The sequence below is a fragment of the Yersinia massiliensis genome, from assembly GCF_003048255.1.
Lineage (GTDB): Bacteria > Pseudomonadota > Gammaproteobacteria > Enterobacterales > Enterobacteriaceae > Yersinia > Yersinia massiliensis_A.
Window position 1 is genome coordinate 2935583 of record NZ_CP028487.1, and the last position, 17037, is coordinate 2952619.

Sequence of the window (17037 nt, forward strand, 5' to 3'; positions counted from 1 at the left end):
CCCACTCATCACGCCACCGTCATCTGTCCGGCATATAGAATGAAGAAACGTAGGACGAATACGCCAAACAAACTGAGGCTGGAAACGGTGAGCAAAAATGATACTCGGTGGCGTATGCGATGGCTGCAATACTGGTTTAGTGCCATTGGCAGCACCATGCCGCAGCCAATCACCCAGAACCAAAACATGGCCGCCCAGAAGCCGCCCCCAAGCGCGACAGCCACCGAAGCTTCTTTTTGCCCGCCACCAAACCATAGCCCGGTAAAGAACGCCAACAACAGAAATAGCTCCAGCCAGACCACCGGTTTTTCCAGTCGATGGACAAATGCCAGTGCAGGACTGTCTATCGGCTCTTTAAAAAATGTCACCGCACACAATACCATCGCCGCTATCCCTGAAGAGACGCCAGAGAACAGGAATAACACCGGTAAGACAGGGTTATTCAGCAAGGGATAACTCTTTAACGCCGATAACAGAAAACCGGTATAAGCCCCTAGCGCCACCGCTAGAAACAGCATAAAAGGCTCAAGCTTGCGCTCAAGTGGCGCGATTTTGTTGAGTACAGTGCTCACCCAGTTCAACTTGGCATAGGGCTGGAGCAGTGCTGCTAACCAGTGGCGGAATATCACCGCCAACCAGACCAGCAAAACCACCATATAGACCTGAAACAGCATCACCCCTAACGACATCACCGAGCTGGAGCTGTAGAAGAACATCAGTTTCCAGAAGGTCCATGGCCGAGTGAGGTGCAATATCAAGATAAATAAGCCGAAGATAACGGCCAGTGGCGCGATGATGGCGGTGGATTTAAGCAACCCACTCTGAGCGGCCTCATCCCCTAACACGCGCCGTTTAACCAATAGACTCACCACCACCATCCCAGCAGAGACGCCGATTAAAAACAGATAAATCGCAATCGGCCAATCCCAGACTAAAGACTCGAAGTGGAATGGCGTATTCGGTTTAGGGCTCATCCGGTAATCTCCCCATACTGAAAAGGCACACGGTACAGCTTCGGCTGTGTTCCCAGATGTAACTTGGCGCGATAGACCGTCCGCTGATGCAACAGTTTCACCAGTTCACTGTTAGGATCATCCAAATTGCCAAAGACTAACGCCTTGGTAGGGCAAGACAGCACACAGGCAGGCTGTTTTCCTTGTTTAAGATTGGTCTTGCGGCAAAAGTCGCATTTATCCGCCGTTTTGGTTATGGGGTGAATAAAGCGCACCCGATAAGGACAAGCTGCGATGCAATACTGGCAGCCGACGCAGAGATCAGGATTAACATCGACAATGCCCGTCGCCTTGTCACGATAGGATGCGCCCGTCGGGCAAACATCCACACACGGGGCTTTATCGCAATGCTGACAAGAGTGGCGGTAGAACTGATATTTTACCGCTGGAAACTCACCGATAGGTTGGCTGCGAATGATATTGAGCCGCGAGACACCCGCAGGAACGTGATTGACTTCGCGGCAAGCATCCATACACGCAGTACAACCAATACAGCGTGTCTCATCATGCAACATACCGTAACGCACACCTTCAATAGTGCCGCTCAGCGCCAATGAACGCCCGGTCGAACCGGTCATAAAAATCAGCGCCCCCATACTGACGATAAAGTGACGACGATTGGTTTTCATGGCGTTTCCTTCGGTATCAGCTCCTGCTGGCGACGATGGCAATCCACACAGATCTTGACCCGCCCTTTGTCATCCAAACCCTGCATAGGATCTGTTTTCGGGTGCAACTGATGGCAACTGACACAAGATAACTTCAGCATATGCACATCATGGGGCCAAAATGCCTCTCGTAATTTCTCCGGCTGATGACAACTCATGCAGACACTATTTTGTTGCGATACGCTGAACATCGCCTTATCGGCATTCAGCATATCGCGGTTAAATCGCATCACATCTTTGACGCCGTTTCTGTGTAGAAGTGAGGCTTTACCATGACAGTTGGTACAAGTGACAGCCAATTGCGTATTCGGATTAATGGCCCCCGCATGCTTGCCGTGTAACTCATCTTTTTGCTCTTTGTGGCACTGGGTGCAAGCCGCATCTGGATCGCGTTGCGGCGCCACAACATGACGCGAATCCGCCGCTTGCGGTGGTGCGGTCTGTGTTGTGGCGTGACTGGGCAGCGTGCACAAGGTCAACACTGCCAGCAGCGCTGCTGAACAGAATGAACGTAAAACGCGCATAGTGATTCCACCTTTGCTATGGCCCCGTATGGAGCCCGTTGTCCCTGGAAGATATCCGGTGAAAGTCGTTCACCGGAACGCCACTTACTGGCTCAAACGGCCTGCTTTTCGGGCTTGATCATCCCAGGCTGGCACCACTTGTTGCAGAAACTCCTGCTTCTCACGGTTCAGCTTATCCATATCCATCCCCAACGCTTTTTGCGCATTGAGTTTGGTCGAAATATCCGGCAACGGAATCTCGTGGCTAATGCCTTTCGTGGCGAGCAAACGCGTCAGTTTGGTACGTGCATCGGCGGCTTTATTCAACGCACCGCCCAGCACTTTCAAACCAACATCAGGGGCATGCATATGAATGCCGTGGGAAGCGATGGCATAATCCCAACGCCACTGCGCATGACGGATATCTTGCAAGATAGGCTTCATTTCTTCTTCAGTCGCACCGGCATCCCAAGCAGCTTTGGCCTCGTAATGCGCGTGAACCAGTTGTCTTTCGACATTCAGTTTCATTTCCTGAATGCTGGCTTTACGTTCGGCGACGATATCCTGCAACGTTTTTTTGTCTTGGGTATGGCAATTAACACACGTGGTTTCGAAACTCTCGAAAGGGTTACGAATTTGGTGGTCGGTATAAACTTTGCCCGCCGCATTTTGAATTTTCGGCATATGGCAATCGATACAACTGACATTATTTTTGCCGTGAATACCAGCGCGCCAAGTTTCATACTCAGGATGCTGTGCTTTTAACATTGGGGTTTTAGAGAGCGGATGAATCCAATCAGAGAACGCGATTTCATCATAATATTTCTCCATTGATTCCACGTCGGTGCCTTTATCCCAAGGGAATTTCACCTCTTTGTCTTTGCCCGCAAAGTGATATTCAACATGGCACTGACTGCAGACCATGGATTGTTGGTCTAGACGGCTAGCATGATCGAAAGGCTTATTGATGGATTGCAACGCGCGTTCTGCATAAGGGCGAGATAACACCAATGCAGGTTTGCCCGCTGCAAAATCAGCTGACGCGGTATCATGGCAGTCCGCACAGCCTAACTGATTGACCACTTCTGGCCCGCCTCTGGCCCATGTTCCTTTGAAGTAACCTTCTTCGCCCTGTTCATTGATTAAGCGAGCGACATCTGGGCTTTTACAACTCCAACAAGCCATGGGTAAGGGGCCATCTTCGGCAGTTTTCGGTGCAGCAGTACGCAACGTTTCCCGCACATCAGTCACGGCATAATAGTGTCCACGAGGTTTGTTATAATCTTTCGCGAAGGGATAACCTGCCCAAAGGATCACCAAGTTTGGATCTTCTGCCAAGGCATCTTCACGGGGTCCACTCTCTTTGGTTTTTAGCCAAGAAGTGAACTGATCAATATGCTGCTCAGCGAATTTATCGTTGCGGGCCTCAATCGGTGGTGTAGGTGCGGCCGCCAGAGTAAATGCCCACCCTATTGCCAAAAGAGCCAATATCCCTACCGACATCTGTCTAATCAATTTGCTCACAATATTTACTCCAGTGTATTTTTCCATCCCGGACGTTGTCAGTGTCCGCACCAGATAGTTATTTTTATTTTTAAACCCGTAATAGGCGGAGAAATGCTCAGCTAAGCCGGAGCCTCAGACTGATAACACCCATTGGGTTAAGGCGATATTAAGGAGGTTTTGGCATAAAAGATTTGTAGTAGTGAGAATGCTTGTTTTAGATCAAACATTTTTTGTATGGGTATTCACTTTTATGAAGTAGCTCAAATAAAACACGGTTATCGAACATTTTTTGCATAAAAGTCAATAGCATACCTCTTTAGAGGTAGTCGGTGGATTTATCTGAATGTAGTACAGTTTTGTATTTTCTTGAAAAACCTCTCTATACTCTTCTCCTGAGATCGATAACTGCTACCGGGCGGTCATCAGAAATGATTCATTTGATACTGTTTTATTTGTCATACGGATCACAATGAAGATTATCGATATAAGACAAATAGGTATAAGACATTGATAGTATTTTTGATTATTGTCGCGATTTTGGCGGTTATTGCTCTTTTCTCGTGGTGGGTGATCCGTTCAGCAGCGAAAGATACAAAAGATGATTATTGAGTTGAGAATGTGAGAAGCAACACTGCTTAGATGTTACGCAGCTATCGTTATGAGTTTGAATCGATGTTGAAGGTAACTGAGGCATTGTTTAGTTGCGTAGAGACATTGTTTTGTGCCGCTGAAGCGTTGATTCATGACAAAAAATGTTATTAGCAATTTTACTGATAACAGATAAACGACACCCAGCCAATACACCATTGGTAGCCATTTAGGGTATTTCAGACTAGTTTAAAAAAAGAGAAAAACCCTCTTTATCACTTCAGAATTCTATTAATTTAAATAAAAACCCCACTCTATTATTTTATTATCCCAACATACCATCAGTCACGCATCAATAAAGGCTGCTTGTAGTTTGATGCCATGATTAATTTTAATGTAATGAGATATTGGACTGGTAATACCCAATAAAAAATAGAATTTTCAGTATTAACATGCCTACGATATATAAGATATGGCACTGCTATCCTTTCATTTACTATTGCAGTAGTGACATATTGCAGCACCGACATACTCTTGCGTTACTATGGGCGCGAGTCATACCTGCAACAAAAATTGTCCATCTTGGCCAGAGCCGTGGTAAGCACTATGTATCTATTATGGGGAACAACCTCGGTCGTTTTAGTACCGACAACAATGGGAATCTGAGCATTCATTGTTCAATTATCTTTAATATACGCCATCATTGTAGAATGGTTTACCAAAAGTCCACATGAATACAGTGGTGCTCATCCGCTGACTGGAATCGGGATTCACGGTGGTATAGAACTGAAATGGTTTGGCCGCTTTCATGATTTGTATCCTGACCGAGCAACGCTATGCTTTTGTATGCGGGCATACCATATCTATCAGAAAAATAATGAATTCTCTTTCCCAACTACAACATAGGTCAAAGGAATATGTGGCGATGCGGAGCTCACAGAGGATGGCCAACAGAACCTGAAAACTTGGTGAATACGCCGAATTGACGCACCTAATGAGGCATGAAAAAGCGCTGTCTGAAGGTGTTTACCGATTAAAGTACAGTGCTTGACTGTACTTTAATCCATCTAGCATTCATTAACAAAACACCTTATTGTTTACGCAGAAGAACAAAATGTTTTACCCGTAAAAAACTGATCCCACTTAGAGGTTCAGAAGCCAATTTGGCCAACACCAAGGAAATTTTTAAGTATTATTACTAATAGTTAATAACCTGTCAATTTTTAGTCTCATTCGGTGAAAGGCGAATGAGACTTTTTGCATATGCCTAAATCCTAGTAACTTATCCCATTGATATTAAATAAATAATACGAGTTGATTTCCATTTGGTCGATGATGCTCGCCCGAAGAAAGGAATGGCAATACGCGCTGACATGCTCATCAAATTCAATATTGATTATGCTAAAGCAGATATATTCAAATTTGGTTATTCTTCCTCTCAGCTTGACAGAGACTAACACTTGTATGACATATTCATACATTATGGTTCGAAAGCAACGAGTATAACTTTCTCATTCTAATATTATGAATTCCAACCCGACGTCAGAAGAGAGATTCATACAGTATCAATCTTATGTTATACTATTGAAACTATAATGGATTTCGTTCAAGGAGATGGCGGGTGTCAAGTTCATTTTTTAGCAATATTAATATTAATGCATCCATAAAAAACTATTTGGAGAAAAACCTAAAACCCTTTAACAACATCAAATATGCCTATGCAATAATGAACAAAAAAAACCCCACCAACTTTGCAATCATATCGAATAGAACTGAATGGTTTGAGTTTTACACTAAAAATAATTATCAATTCATAGACCCTGTTCTTATTACAGCCTCGTACCGTGTTACCCCCTTCCCTTGGGATGAGAATATAATGATCAGCTCAGGGCTAAAAATGCCGAAAATTTTTGATATGGCTAAAAATTATAACGTCATTAATGGGTATACCTTTGTACTTCACGACCATTATCATAACCTTGTTGTTCTGTCTATGATAATTGATGACACTTGTGATGATGATATAGAAGCGTTAATCACGGACAAGAAAAACGACCTTCAAATGTTATTATTAACAACGCACGAGAAATTGCTCACACTTTACCAAGAGTTTAGTACCGCAAGTAATCTAGAAAAAACAGCGCCAAAAGAGTTATTCTCCGAGCGCGAAAATGAAATACTTTACTGGGCGAGCATGGGAAAATCCTATCAGGAAATTGCCCTTATTTTAGGCATCAAGCTCACCACAGTAAAATATCATATTGGTAATGCAGTCAAAAAACTAGGTGTTACCAATGCCAAGCACGCCATAAGGCTCGGGATCGAATTGAACCTTATCAGGCCGGTTTTCCCTACCACTGAATGATAATGGCCAGGTTTTTAAATTTCCATTCAAGATGAACGGGGTTTCGTTAATGCGGTTGATTAAGATCTGCTGATTATATTCATCCACAGGCATATAAATTAGATAAATATTTTGGTTTTTCTCTGAAAGCCCCGTTTCGATAACAGAAATCTGCCAGCCAGAACGTTGGAAAATAATCAGCATAGGATGGCTAACAATCGCATAGATACCTTGATAACTCATATCTTTTGCATAATTTATCATCGATAAAAAAAGAATCAAGCTGATAGGATGTTGTTGTAAACTAAGCGATTTTACTCGCTCTTTATCAATAAATAACCGGCTAGCTTCAACATAGTTCCCTTCCGGTAAACTTAAGTTTTTAAAATAAGGTCTAAAGGTATCGATTATCATGTTAGGAAATTTTGTTTCTATAAACCTTAAGCTGCAGATAACAGTATCATTATACGCACCTAAAATGTAGGTAGTATTCTTATTATCATAGCCATCGAATTCCATATTCTCTTCACAATTCACTCTCCAGTTGAGGCGGTCTTTAAATGTTTTTTTTCTTAGGGAAAATAGCTCACTCGATTTTCTTTTGGATAAAGAATCATAATCTAAAGCAAAGAAATCCATCATTATAACACTCTCACAATATAATAAATTTTCAAAATAACTATATCAAAAAAACAATAACAAGTAAATTCAGTCACCATAATACAGAATAATCTAATCATCAATATATAGCTTAAAAAAAATACCAATAAATTTACCAATTTACCTTTCACTTGCAATGATACTTTTTTATAATAAAGCCAAACTTGATAACTTAAAATATGATGAAATAAAATGCTACTGCACACTAGGGTTTCTATAGTAGATATTCAACATAGTCATCTAATACCACGAATTAATAATATGACCATACACTCTATAGCAAATAACCTATAATGATAAGCTAAGTGCACTTACTCATACATCGATATTTTCAGCACAGCCTCATCCTTTGGGATGTTCGGAGGTTCTACTAATATAGGATTAACGACCAAGCGCGTGAAGAAACCCTATGCGATTCAAATCCCCGCCAACGTACGTGTCATGTTCTAATCCAATGTAAAAGGCGATTTTTTGTCGATGTTTCCTTTTTCCTGCCGACCTAGTTCACAGACAGAATCTTTCAATTTCGATACTCTTAGATATCCGCAAATGGCTTTGAAGTAAGATTCGACGTTGAGATGCAATAATGAACAGCTTTGACCTGTCATTCTTAAAATATATTCAGGAGCACAGCCCTGTATTAATCAACGATATTACGACCAAATTTGGCAAAACGACGTCGACACTGAAGCGGACAATGAAAGAGATTAACGAATTTCTTAAGCCCGCTTACCATCTTCATATCGATGGTCCGTTGATCATTACGGCCATTACTTATCGAGAATATATCGATTTCCTAGAACACATTCCTTTTAACCGCTACATAACCACTGCGGAGGAGCGCATTAAGGATCTTAGCGTAGCGCTATCTCTGCGGGACGTGGTGAATAAAAGTGAGTACTACCGAAAGTTCAATGTTAGTCCCACCACTCTCAAAAATGATAATCAGCCGCTCTTAGCATTTCTACAGAGCAACCATCTCGCTATTACCACTATCCACAAACAAGGATCGCGGCTAGAGGGTGACGAAATTCACCTACGTATCGCTATCTGCCTGACTATTCTCAAAACCGTAGAGATTGGTGAAGGTCATCTGCTGGTGCCACACAAAGCTAACGAACCAATCAATAAGTCGATTGCGACGCAATTTCTGAGAGAGTGCCAGTCGGAGATCCACACTGCCGCCGAGATTTATCAGCAACGACTGAGCAACAAGATTACGCTAGGCTACAACAGCAAGAAGTATTTTCTGGTGTACATGAGTATTGCCCTACAACGTCTGCGGCGCGGGCACGAGATTACCCACAGTCACAATCTCAACTTTATTCAGTCGCTCGATTTCGCACTACTGGACAATGAGCATGAAAATCGCTTTCTTGACCTGCTGACCTCCTCATTGACCTACACTTGGCGTCCATTTGATGTCTATGACCCTAAGCTAGTCACACTGGTCAGGCATTTTTGCGAATACATTTCCCCGCTATTACGCGCTGAAATACACAACGCATCACCGTTCTTTGCCGAGGTTTATCAGTTCATCTATTCCACCATCGTACAAAGCAAGTTCAATTTATACTTTGACGACAAAAAACTGCACGAAGTCCAAACCCGGCATGCCGTGCTATATCAGGCAGTGTCTCAGGCCACCTTAGCCGTTGCGCACTATTATCAGACCATATTTTCGACGGTGCATCTGTCAACACTGGTCTTAATCCTAAAGAAATATGAATTGCAGAATCGGGTTCACAGTGAATATAAGAAACGCATTATTATTGTGACCAACTCTTCGGAAAGTAAGGTCGGCTATTTCAAAGAGGTTTTGAAATCGCACTTCCATATTGAGATCCTTTGCTGCGTCAATATTAACGAGTTGCACACGTTGGAACAGACGCCTTTTGATTTGCTCATTACCTTCACCAATAAAATATCCAGCTACCTGAAGTATTATCAGTTGGATTACATTAAGGTGAATTTCTATTTGAGCCGTGATGACATCTCGCTGCTTGGCAAACATGGACTTTCACGTGCGAAAAAGAAAATCCCTACCGAGGAATTTCTTCAAGATGTAGAGGGATTGGATCATCAGCAACTGCAAACCTTATTAGGGCAGAAGTATCCTGACTTTTTTATTTAACGCGAAACACGGGGTTGTTGGCAACAGAACGGATGTGAACCGTTCTGTTGCGTGGAACTACACTTCGCGAAGTTGCGCCTGGCGAAGACCGCGACAGTAGACATCGATCAAATTGAAATCGTCATCTAACACCAAAATATCAGCATCCCTCCCCAAGCATAGTGACCCTTTCCTGTCTTGCGCCCTCGCCAGAATCGCCGGGTTTTCGCAAGCAATTCTGGCGATAGATACCCAGCCATTATCCAGACGTTCGAAGATGTTTCTCACTGAATCCAAGAAGTTCATCTCAAGTTGCTTCACTGATGAGTAGTCACAGGGACAAACATGCTGCGTTTCACCACTATCCGCGGCAATCTCCAACTGCCCTTGCTTGATGCGGAATGTCTCTTTGCGCAGATAATGGTAAAACTCATAGCCCTCAGGGAAGTCGACATAGCCCATGCAATCGCTCATCAAGACCATTCGCCGGTCGCGTTTAAGGCGATAAAGCAGATCAAAAGCTTCTGGCTTGATGGTGATACCACTCTGTTTTGCGACTTCTGCGTAAGTATCCTGATGGTACATCAGCGCCCCGACCACACCGAGCTCACGATGATGGAAACCACGCATCCCACTGTAAGCGTGAGTGAAATGGCTTAATCCGGCTTCAACCGCTGCCGTCACCTCAGCAAAAGTGGCATCAGTATGCCCTGCCGACGCGGTAATGCCCTTCGCGCACAGGTGACGAATCAGCTCTAGCGCCCCCTCCCGTTCTGGCGCCAACGTCATCAGGCGAATATTCTGCCCTGCCAGTTGATTGAAGCGGTCAAACCCACCAATACTGGGAGGCTGTAGTGAGTCTGCCCGCTGCATACCAAGATGTTTTTCACTGATGTAAGGCCCTTCCATATGGATGCCAATCGCCTCAGCCCCCTCGGCGGGGGTGGCCGTGGCGATATAATCAGCGGCCTCTACCAGCGAAGCTTCCAGAAAAGCATTCGGCATCGTCCCAGACGTCGGCAAATATGACGTCACTCCGACCTTCACCAGATCATGACTCATCCATTTAAGCGCCGCTTTATTTCCCTTATAAGCGAAAGAGCCCCGCCCCCAGCCGTGCACATGAATATCGACAAAACCGGGCATGATAATCTTGTCGCTAAAGTCGATATGCTCGCCGGAAAAATGGGGTTCAAAGCCACTGATTTTCCCTTCTTGCACCAACAAATAACCGGCCTTGACCCCATCAGGGAATACGATCCTGTTGGACTTAATGACGCCAGAACGACAGTTATTCATTTCTTCCCCTCAGTACCCGATCAGCCAATTCATCGGCGATGACGGCACACAGTCCGGTATAAGTGCGGGGATCGAGCAGCTCGGCTATCTCATCAGCCGTGAAGTTATCCGCCATCATTGGATCATTGCTCAGTACTTCGCTGTATTCGAGATGCTCATGTGTGCTGCGCATCGCCATGCTATAAACCAGTTCATGAGCGGGGTCTTTGCCCAATTTATCGATCAGTTTCATCATGATTTTCTCACTGTTAATCAACCCATGTGTCAGCATGACATTGTCATGCATCCGCTCAGGGTTAATCACCAGCGTCCGCGTCAGTTCCTCAGCGCGCAGGATAATTTCCGCCATCAATTCAATACTTTCTTGCAGGCTGGCATCAAAGATGAAATAAGCAGAGCTATCGGCTTCAAAAGGCCGCGGGCAAACATACAGTGTTGCGGTCAGGACCGAATACAGCTTTTGTGCGTTGGCAATAATACCTTTCGCGAGTTTGGGATTGACCTTCTGCGGCATAGTGCTGCTGCCTACGGTGCCTTTAGCGAATGCCTCCGACACTTCACCAAATTCCTCACTTGAGGTCTGATAAACCTCCTCAGCGATTTTATGTAAGGTCGTCGCCAGCAGGCACAAATTGGCGATGTACTCGGCGCGAAATACCCTAGCATTACGCGAAGGAACCAACATCGAATGCATACCGAGTTCTTCGGCAACCAGATCCTGTACCGTTCTACCCGGTTCTCCTGTCGCATGAAAGGCTCCCACTGCACCGCCCATCATGACAGTAAACACACGTTTTTCGGCTTCCTGCATACGTTCGACCGCCGCCAGCAGTTCATAGATCCACACCGAAACCTTATAGCCGTAGGTAATGGGTAGTGCGTGTTTACCGTGCGTCCGCCCCGCCATTAGCGTGTCTTTATGCTCTTTCGCCAGCTGAGCGAGATTGACTAGCGTGTCATCCACGAATTTCATCAGCTTTTGGTGGAATTTTTTCACGATCAACAGATGAGCCGTCTGTTGAATGTTCTGGGTGGTCACACCGTAATGCACATACTTACCGCTTTGTGCATCACAGGCTTTCACCAACACTTTGATAACCGGTACAAAACCGTGGCCAATCTGGCGCAGTAGCCGGTCAACTTCGGCAAGATCAATGCGCTCAAGCCGGCAGTTAGCCGCGATATTTTCCGCCGCTGCCGTTGGGATCATACCGACCTTGGCTTGCGCCATCGCCAGAGCGCCTTCGACATCAAGCCATGACTGTACTCTGGCCTCATGAGTGAAGAGGTCTTTCATTCCTTGATGGTCGATAGTCTTACTTTTTGAATCATAGAGTGCGCGCATGCTGTTCCCTCTTAACGTTGCGTAATGCCAGCAAGTTGATCGTCTACCGCATTGCGGACAAACTCGACGTGCGGTCCAAATACGACGTGAATATGATTGCTGGATGGAATAAACGTCCCCAGTGACCCAGACTCTTTCAATAACTCCATGTTCACCAGTTTCTGATCACCGAGATCAATACGCAGCCGTGACACACAGTTTTCCACCCGTTTGATATTATTCTTGCCACCCAAACCTTCCACAACCAATTGCGCCACCTTGTCATACTCTTTGTTATTTAGTAGAGCGCTATCGGCCATTTCATTTTCACGACCTGGCGTTTTAATATCGAATTTTCCAATGGCGTAGCGGAAGACAAAATAGAACACGACAAAGTTGATCGCACCCAGAATGATAAGGTTCACCCAATGGGTATTTTCGTACATTAACCCGAAGATACCGAAGTCGAATATCGTGCCACGAATATAACCAATCGAGACTTCCAGTATTTGCAGTGGAATCGTTAGCAAGCCGCACAATATGGCATAGATGATGAACAGCCTAGGCGCAATAAACAGGAAAGAGAACTCCAGCGGCTCAGTAATATTGCCGAGGAATGCCGTCAAGACAACGGTTAGGATCATCCCCTTGGCAAATTTCTTGTTCTTAATATAGGCCATGTGGTACATCGCCAAACCAATAGCCGGAACACGAAATAACGTGGTCAACATTTGCGATGATGCCAAATAACTGGACAACGTCGGCATAAACTCATTCCAGGCCGGATGATTCGGCCCCAGTTCAAACAAGATTTTATTCATGGCTGGCAGAATGCCAACGTAGGTTTGCCCATCAATCAGATAAGTCCCGCCGGCTTCGGTAAAGCGGACTGTCGAACTCAACACATGGTGCAGACCGAATGGAATCAACAAACGGTTTAAGGTCATGTAAATCCCAGCACCAATGTTCGGTGCCATCATGACGGTCGAAATGCTCCTCATCCCATAGGTAAAGACGTCCCAGACAAACGGGATGATCAAACCGACCGGAATAGTGAAGGCAATGGACAAGATAGCGACCGATTTTTTTCCGCTAAAGAACGCAAATGCCAACGGCAGTTGCAATCGGTAAAACCGGTCCGTGACCTTGGCGGCAAGCAAACCGGCAATGATCCCTCCCAACGCCTCTATTTTCAGTGTTTGGATACCGAGAACCATTCCCTGCCCGACAAAGGCCATATTCTCCGTCACTAATTGATCCATTAATTTCAGATGCACATGCATTGAAATCAACAGCGTCAAATAGGCGATGACCGATGAGAAAACGGCAATGCCCTTCTCTTTCTTCGACATGCCATAGGCAACCCCCATGGCAAACAGCAGCGGAATATTCTGGAACACGACGCTGCTGATTAAACCCACCGAAGACAATATCGCCTTGCAATAGGCATTCCCCAGAAAAGGTAGCTTGTCTATCATATACGCCTGACCTAGCGCGCTACAGATCCCCATTAACATCCCTACTGGTGCTAAAACGGCAATAGGCAATAATAGGGAGCGTCCGAATGTCTGTATTTCGTTTTTAAAGTTAGATTTCATTGCTTGGACCCCTAGTTCACTTAACGCCCCTATCAAACTATGCCAACATGCTCACCATCAAGGCCAAATACTGCCTGATTCAAAGCTCAGAATTTGTCCATCAAAAAGGAATCAAATACTCAAGGTGTCGGTAATAAGGTGAGATTGCGCTTTCGGCAGAGGTTACGGAACGGCTGTGACTTCCCTTCTTTCCACCGTCGATGGAAATTGCTATGTTGATTATTCCATAATTAATATAGGGATTTAAAAAATGGCGAGATTTACTGTTAGGGTTGAGCTACGTGATTCAGAAGATGCCGACTACGACGACCTACATAATAAAATGGAAACTAAGGGCTTCTCACGAACGGTGATCATTACTGAGTCTGGTGTAAAGAAATTACTTCCAAGCGCCGAATACAGTTATCAAAGTGAGACTAAATCCACATCTGACGTTGGTGAACTAGCAGAATCCATTGCTGAGAAAGTAAAGAAGAACCCTAAAATTATGGTGACTAAATCAGCGGGTCATTATTATGCTAATTTTGATTTAGCTTAGGCTTCTCATGCTCATCAGATCCCATTGCTTTTTAGCAATCCAAATGCAGGACTCGACTCCTGCATTTGGCAGTAACAGAAATAGTGGCTGGTCTTATTACAATGCGTTAAATCGTGTTTCCACCTCGGTTATGGCGTCTACCCTAGTTTGATGTCGGCCCCCTTCAAATTCTGCATCAAGCCAGGCATCCACAATCATCTTCGCCAGTTCCAACCCTACGACCCTAGAGCCAAAAGCCAGTACATTAGTATTATTATGTTGTCGAGAAAGCTGTGCCGAATAAGGTTCGCTGCACACTACCGCGCGGATACCGGGATGTTTATTTGCCGTAATCGAGATGCCTACGCCCGTACCACAAATCAAGACGCCACCATCAGCTTCCCCAGCCGTCACCGCCTCAGCAACTTCATTGGCATAGCGTGGATAATCCGTACGTTCTGTAGACCACCAACCTTTATCAATCACCTTGATGCCACGCGTTTGTAAGTGAGCAACAATATCCGCTTTCAGAATAAATCCGACATGATCGCAACCCAGAGCAATACTTTTCATTGAATAACCTCTCATTCGTCAGTAAGCCAAACTTCACAAATTTCAGTTTTATGTGAGCTAAAACGATACTTATAGTTAAAAATCCCAGCAATTCCGCGCAGGAATGTGTCTATTTTACGCACAATAATCATGAAATTTAAATAACTTGTGTAGTGACCATAAAGAACAATCCGTAAGCAACATCCATAAAACAAACTCAACAACTTGATTTTAATCACTATAAATTTATTTATAATATTTCACCCTCCAAGGGAAAACTACACAAACAATAGTTACTTTATAAATTATCAAATTCTGTGAAGTTGATAGCATATTTCGTCAACACATTGTGGTGATATAGTGACGTCTTCAATTTTTGGACATGAGACCGAGATGAGTGAGTCAGAGTTTGATCAAGGTATTCCTAACGGGATCGGTATTGCCCCCTACCTACGAATGAAGCAAGAGGGGATGACGGAAAATGAAAGCCGTATTGTTGAATGGTTTCTTACACCTGGGAACTTGAGTGCCGCACCCGCGATTAAAGATGTTGCCGAGACCCTCATGGTGTCGGAAGCGATGATTGTTAAAGTTTCAAAACTGCTGGGTTTTAGTGGCTTTCGCAATCTGCGCAGTACGTTGATTGATTACTTCTCGCAGTCTGAACAGGTGTTACCGGCTGAGTTATCGTTTGATGAAGCGCCAGAGGATGTGGTTAATAAGGTATTTAACATCACCCTGCGCACGATTATGGAAGGGCAATCGATCGTTAACGTCGATGAAATCCACCGTGCTGCACGCTTTTTCTATGGTGCCAAACAACGTGATTTGTACGGTGTGGGTGGCTCGAATCCGATTTGTGCCGATATCGCGCATAAACTACTGCGCATAGGTGTGCGTTGCCAGGCTTACCAAGACGCACATATTATGATGATGTCCGCTGCATTACTGAAAAAAGGTGATGTGGTGCTGGTAGTGTCCCATTCCGGGCGCACCAGTGATTTAAAAGCCGCTGTAGAATTGGCAAAGAAGAATGGAGCGAAGATTATATGTATTACTCATAGCTATCACTCCCCTATTGCCAAATTGGCTGATTTTATTATTTGTTCGCCAGCACCAGAGACCCCTTTATTAGGGCGAAACGCCTCAGCGCGTATATTACAACTCACTTTATTAGATGCATTTTTTGTTTCTGTAGCACAACAAGATATTGAACAAGCTACGATTAATCTGGAAAAAACCGGCGCTATTGTCGACTTTTTCCGGCGAGATAAATAATAGTAATAAAAACCGGCATGTCTCTATTTTAAGACATGCCGGAACTCTCTCCCTACAATGAGAAATGAGCCATGAATAAACTTCTAAAACTATTTAGTGGTGCAGCCATAGGTATGATGTTATCCACCAGTGCGTTCGCTGCCGCAGAGTATGCGGTTATTTTAAAAACGCTCTCTAATCCTTTCTGGGTGGATATGAAAAAAGGAATTGAAGAGGAGGCAAAAGTATTAGGTGTCAGTGTAGATATATTTGCGTCCCCTTCTGAAGGTGACTTTCAGTCTCAACTGCAATTATTCGAAGATCTGAGTAATAAGAATTACAAAGGTATAGCCTTTGCGCCACTGTCTTCAGTTAATCTAGTTATGCCTGTGGCTCGTGCCTGGCAAAAAGGAATTTATCTGGTCAATCTCGACGAAAAAATTGATATGGATAATCTGAAAAAAGCTAAAGGCAATGTCGAAGCCTTTGTCACGACTGACAATAATGCGGTAGGAGCTAAAGGAGCCGCTTTCATTATTGATAAATTAGGCACTACTGGTGGTGAAGTCGCTATTATCGAAGGTAAAGCGGGTAACGCTTCTGGTGAAGCACGCCGTGCGGGAGCCACGGAAGCATTTAAGCAAGCCAGCCAAATCAAATTAGTTGCCAGTCAGCCTGCTGATTGGGATCGTATTAAAGCGCTAGATGTCGCCACCAATGTTTTGCAGCGCAACCCCAATCTGAAAGCTATCTATTGCGCCAATGACACCATGGCGATGGGTGCAGCACAGGCAGTCGCCAATGCAGGTAAAGTCGGCAAGATTCTCGTTGTCGGCACCGATGGAATACCCGAAGCACGTAAGATGGTAGATGCCGGGCAAATGACCGCCACGGTTGCACAAAACCCAGCGAATATCGGTGCTACCGGGTTGAAACTGCTGGTGGAAGCGGTTCAACGGGGGAAAGTGATCCCATTAGATAAACAACCGCAGTTTACGCTAGTGGATTCTGTACTGGTCACCAAATAGCATTATAGCCGTACCCACCCGGCTAATATCCGGTTAAAGAGCAGAGCCACTCACTCGGCTTTCCTCT

15 protein-coding genes are annotated in these 17037 nt (G+C 44.7%); 5 read left to right on the forward strand and 10 right to left on the reverse strand.

From position 1 onward, the window contains the following. Positions 1 to 8 precede the first annotated feature (8 nt). The 5 genes from nrfD to DA391_RS24610 all read right to left on the reverse strand — a co-directional run bounded on the left by nrfD (position 9) and on the right by DA391_RS24610 (position 5088). Positions 9 to 974, reverse strand: coding sequence for a cytochrome c nitrite reductase subunit NrfD (nrfD, locus tag DA391_RS13745; RefSeq protein ID WP_050873343.1), 966 nt, complete (start codon positions 972 to 974; stop codon positions 9 to 11). Further along, entirely contained in the window at positions 971 to 1609 is a 639-nt protein-coding gene (gene nrfC / locus DA391_RS13750) for a cytochrome c nitrite reductase Fe-S protein (RefSeq protein WP_430980869.1), read from the reverse strand. The genes nrfD and nrfC overlap by 4 nt, the downstream gene beginning before the upstream one ends. 29 nt (positions 1610 to 1638) lie before the next feature. After that, complete coding sequence (nrfB, locus tag DA391_RS13755) at positions 1639 to 2205, reverse strand: cytochrome c nitrite reductase pentaheme subunit (RefSeq protein ID WP_050286038.1); 567 nt, start codon at positions 2203 to 2205, stop codon at positions 1639 to 1641. Between the two features lie 84 nt (positions 2206 to 2289). Beyond that, complete coding sequence (gene nrfA / locus DA391_RS13760) at positions 2290 to 3687, reverse strand: ammonia-forming nitrite reductase cytochrome c552 subunit (RefSeq protein ID WP_172986963.1); 1398 nt, start codon at positions 3685 to 3687, stop codon at positions 2290 to 2292. 1278 nt (positions 3688 to 4965) lie between these two features. Beyond that, positions 4966 to 5088 (reverse strand): hypothetical protein, encoded by a 123-nt coding sequence (locus tag DA391_RS24610; RefSeq protein ID WP_260833752.1) that lies wholly within the window; start codon positions 5086 to 5088, stop codon positions 4966 to 4968. Positions 5089 to 5899: 811 nt separating this feature from the next. Between DA391_RS24610 and DA391_RS13765 the strand changes: the two genes are divergently transcribed. Then, positions 5900 to 6643, forward strand: a complete 744-nt coding sequence (locus DA391_RS13765) for a helix-turn-helix transcriptional regulator (protein ID WP_050081731.1) — start codon at positions 5900 to 5902, stop codon at positions 6641 to 6643. On the opposite strand, the gene DA391_RS13770 is transcribed toward DA391_RS13765, so the two are convergent. Further along, positions 6560 to 7264, reverse strand: a complete 705-nt coding sequence (locus tag DA391_RS13770) for an acyl-homoserine-lactone synthase (protein WP_057649950.1) — start codon at positions 7262 to 7264, stop codon at positions 6560 to 6562. The two genes, DA391_RS13765 and DA391_RS13770, sit on opposite strands and share 84 nt — an antisense overlap. 604 nt (positions 7265 to 7868) lie before the next feature. On the opposite strand from DA391_RS13770, the gene DA391_RS13780 reads away from it, so the two are divergent. Continuing rightward, positions 7869 to 9416, forward strand: a complete 1548-nt coding sequence (locus DA391_RS13780; protein WP_050873336.1) for a hypothetical protein — start codon at positions 7869 to 7871, stop codon at positions 9414 to 9416. Between the two features lie 57 nt (positions 9417 to 9473). Here DA391_RS13780 and nagA read toward each other — a convergent pair whose 3' ends face one another. From nagA to DA391_RS13795, 3 genes are read right to left on the reverse strand one after another with little or no spacing between them, the layout of a single operon-like run. Beyond that, entirely contained in the window at positions 9474 to 10694 is a 1221-nt protein-coding gene (nagA, locus tag DA391_RS13785) for an N-acetylglucosamine-6-phosphate deacetylase (RefSeq protein ID WP_108087856.1), read from the reverse strand. Further along, the gene (locus tag DA391_RS13790) at positions 10687 to 12039 is read right to left on the reverse strand and encodes a class-II fumarase/aspartase family protein (protein ID WP_050081737.1); all 1353 of its coding nucleotides are present in this window, start codon (positions 12037 to 12039) and stop codon (positions 10687 to 10689) included. The genes nagA and DA391_RS13790 overlap by 8 nt, the downstream gene beginning before the upstream one ends. An 11-nt stretch (positions 12040 to 12050) precedes the next feature. Beyond that, positions 12051 to 13616: a PTS transporter subunit EIIC gene (locus DA391_RS13795; RefSeq protein ID WP_050081739.1), complete on the reverse strand. Its 1566-nt coding sequence runs from the start codon at positions 13614 to 13616 to the stop codon at positions 12051 to 12053. Positions 13617 to 13866: 250 nt separating this feature from the next. Here DA391_RS13795 and DA391_RS13800 point away from each other — a divergent pair, with 250 nt between their 5' ends. Continuing rightward, complete coding sequence (locus DA391_RS13800; protein WP_050081741.1) at positions 13867 to 14154, forward strand: type V toxin-antitoxin system endoribonuclease antitoxin GhoS; 288 nt, start codon at positions 13867 to 13869, stop codon at positions 14152 to 14154. 96 nt (positions 14155 to 14250) lie between these two features. Here the strand turns inward: DA391_RS13800 and rpiB are convergent, their stop codons facing one another. After that, positions 14251 to 14706 carry a bifunctional allose-6-phosphate isomerase/ribose-5-phosphate isomerase RpiB gene (rpiB, locus tag DA391_RS13805; protein WP_050081743.1) on the reverse strand — a complete coding sequence of 152 codons (456 nt, stop codon included), beginning with the start codon at positions 14704 to 14706 and terminating at the stop codon, positions 14251 to 14253. A 372-nt stretch (positions 14707 to 15078) separates the two neighbouring features. Here rpiB and DA391_RS13810 point away from each other — a divergent pair, with 372 nt between their 5' ends. After that, positions 15079 to 15963, forward strand: a complete 885-nt coding sequence (locus DA391_RS13810) for a MurR/RpiR family transcriptional regulator (protein WP_057643082.1) — start codon at positions 15079 to 15081, stop codon at positions 15961 to 15963. Between the two features lie 71 nt (positions 15964 to 16034). Next, positions 16035 to 16970: a D-allose transporter substrate-binding protein gene (alsB, locus tag DA391_RS13815; RefSeq protein WP_050081748.1), complete on the forward strand. Its 936-nt coding sequence runs from the start codon at positions 16035 to 16037 to the stop codon at positions 16968 to 16970. The last annotated feature ends 67 nt before the right edge of the window (positions 16971 to 17037 follow it).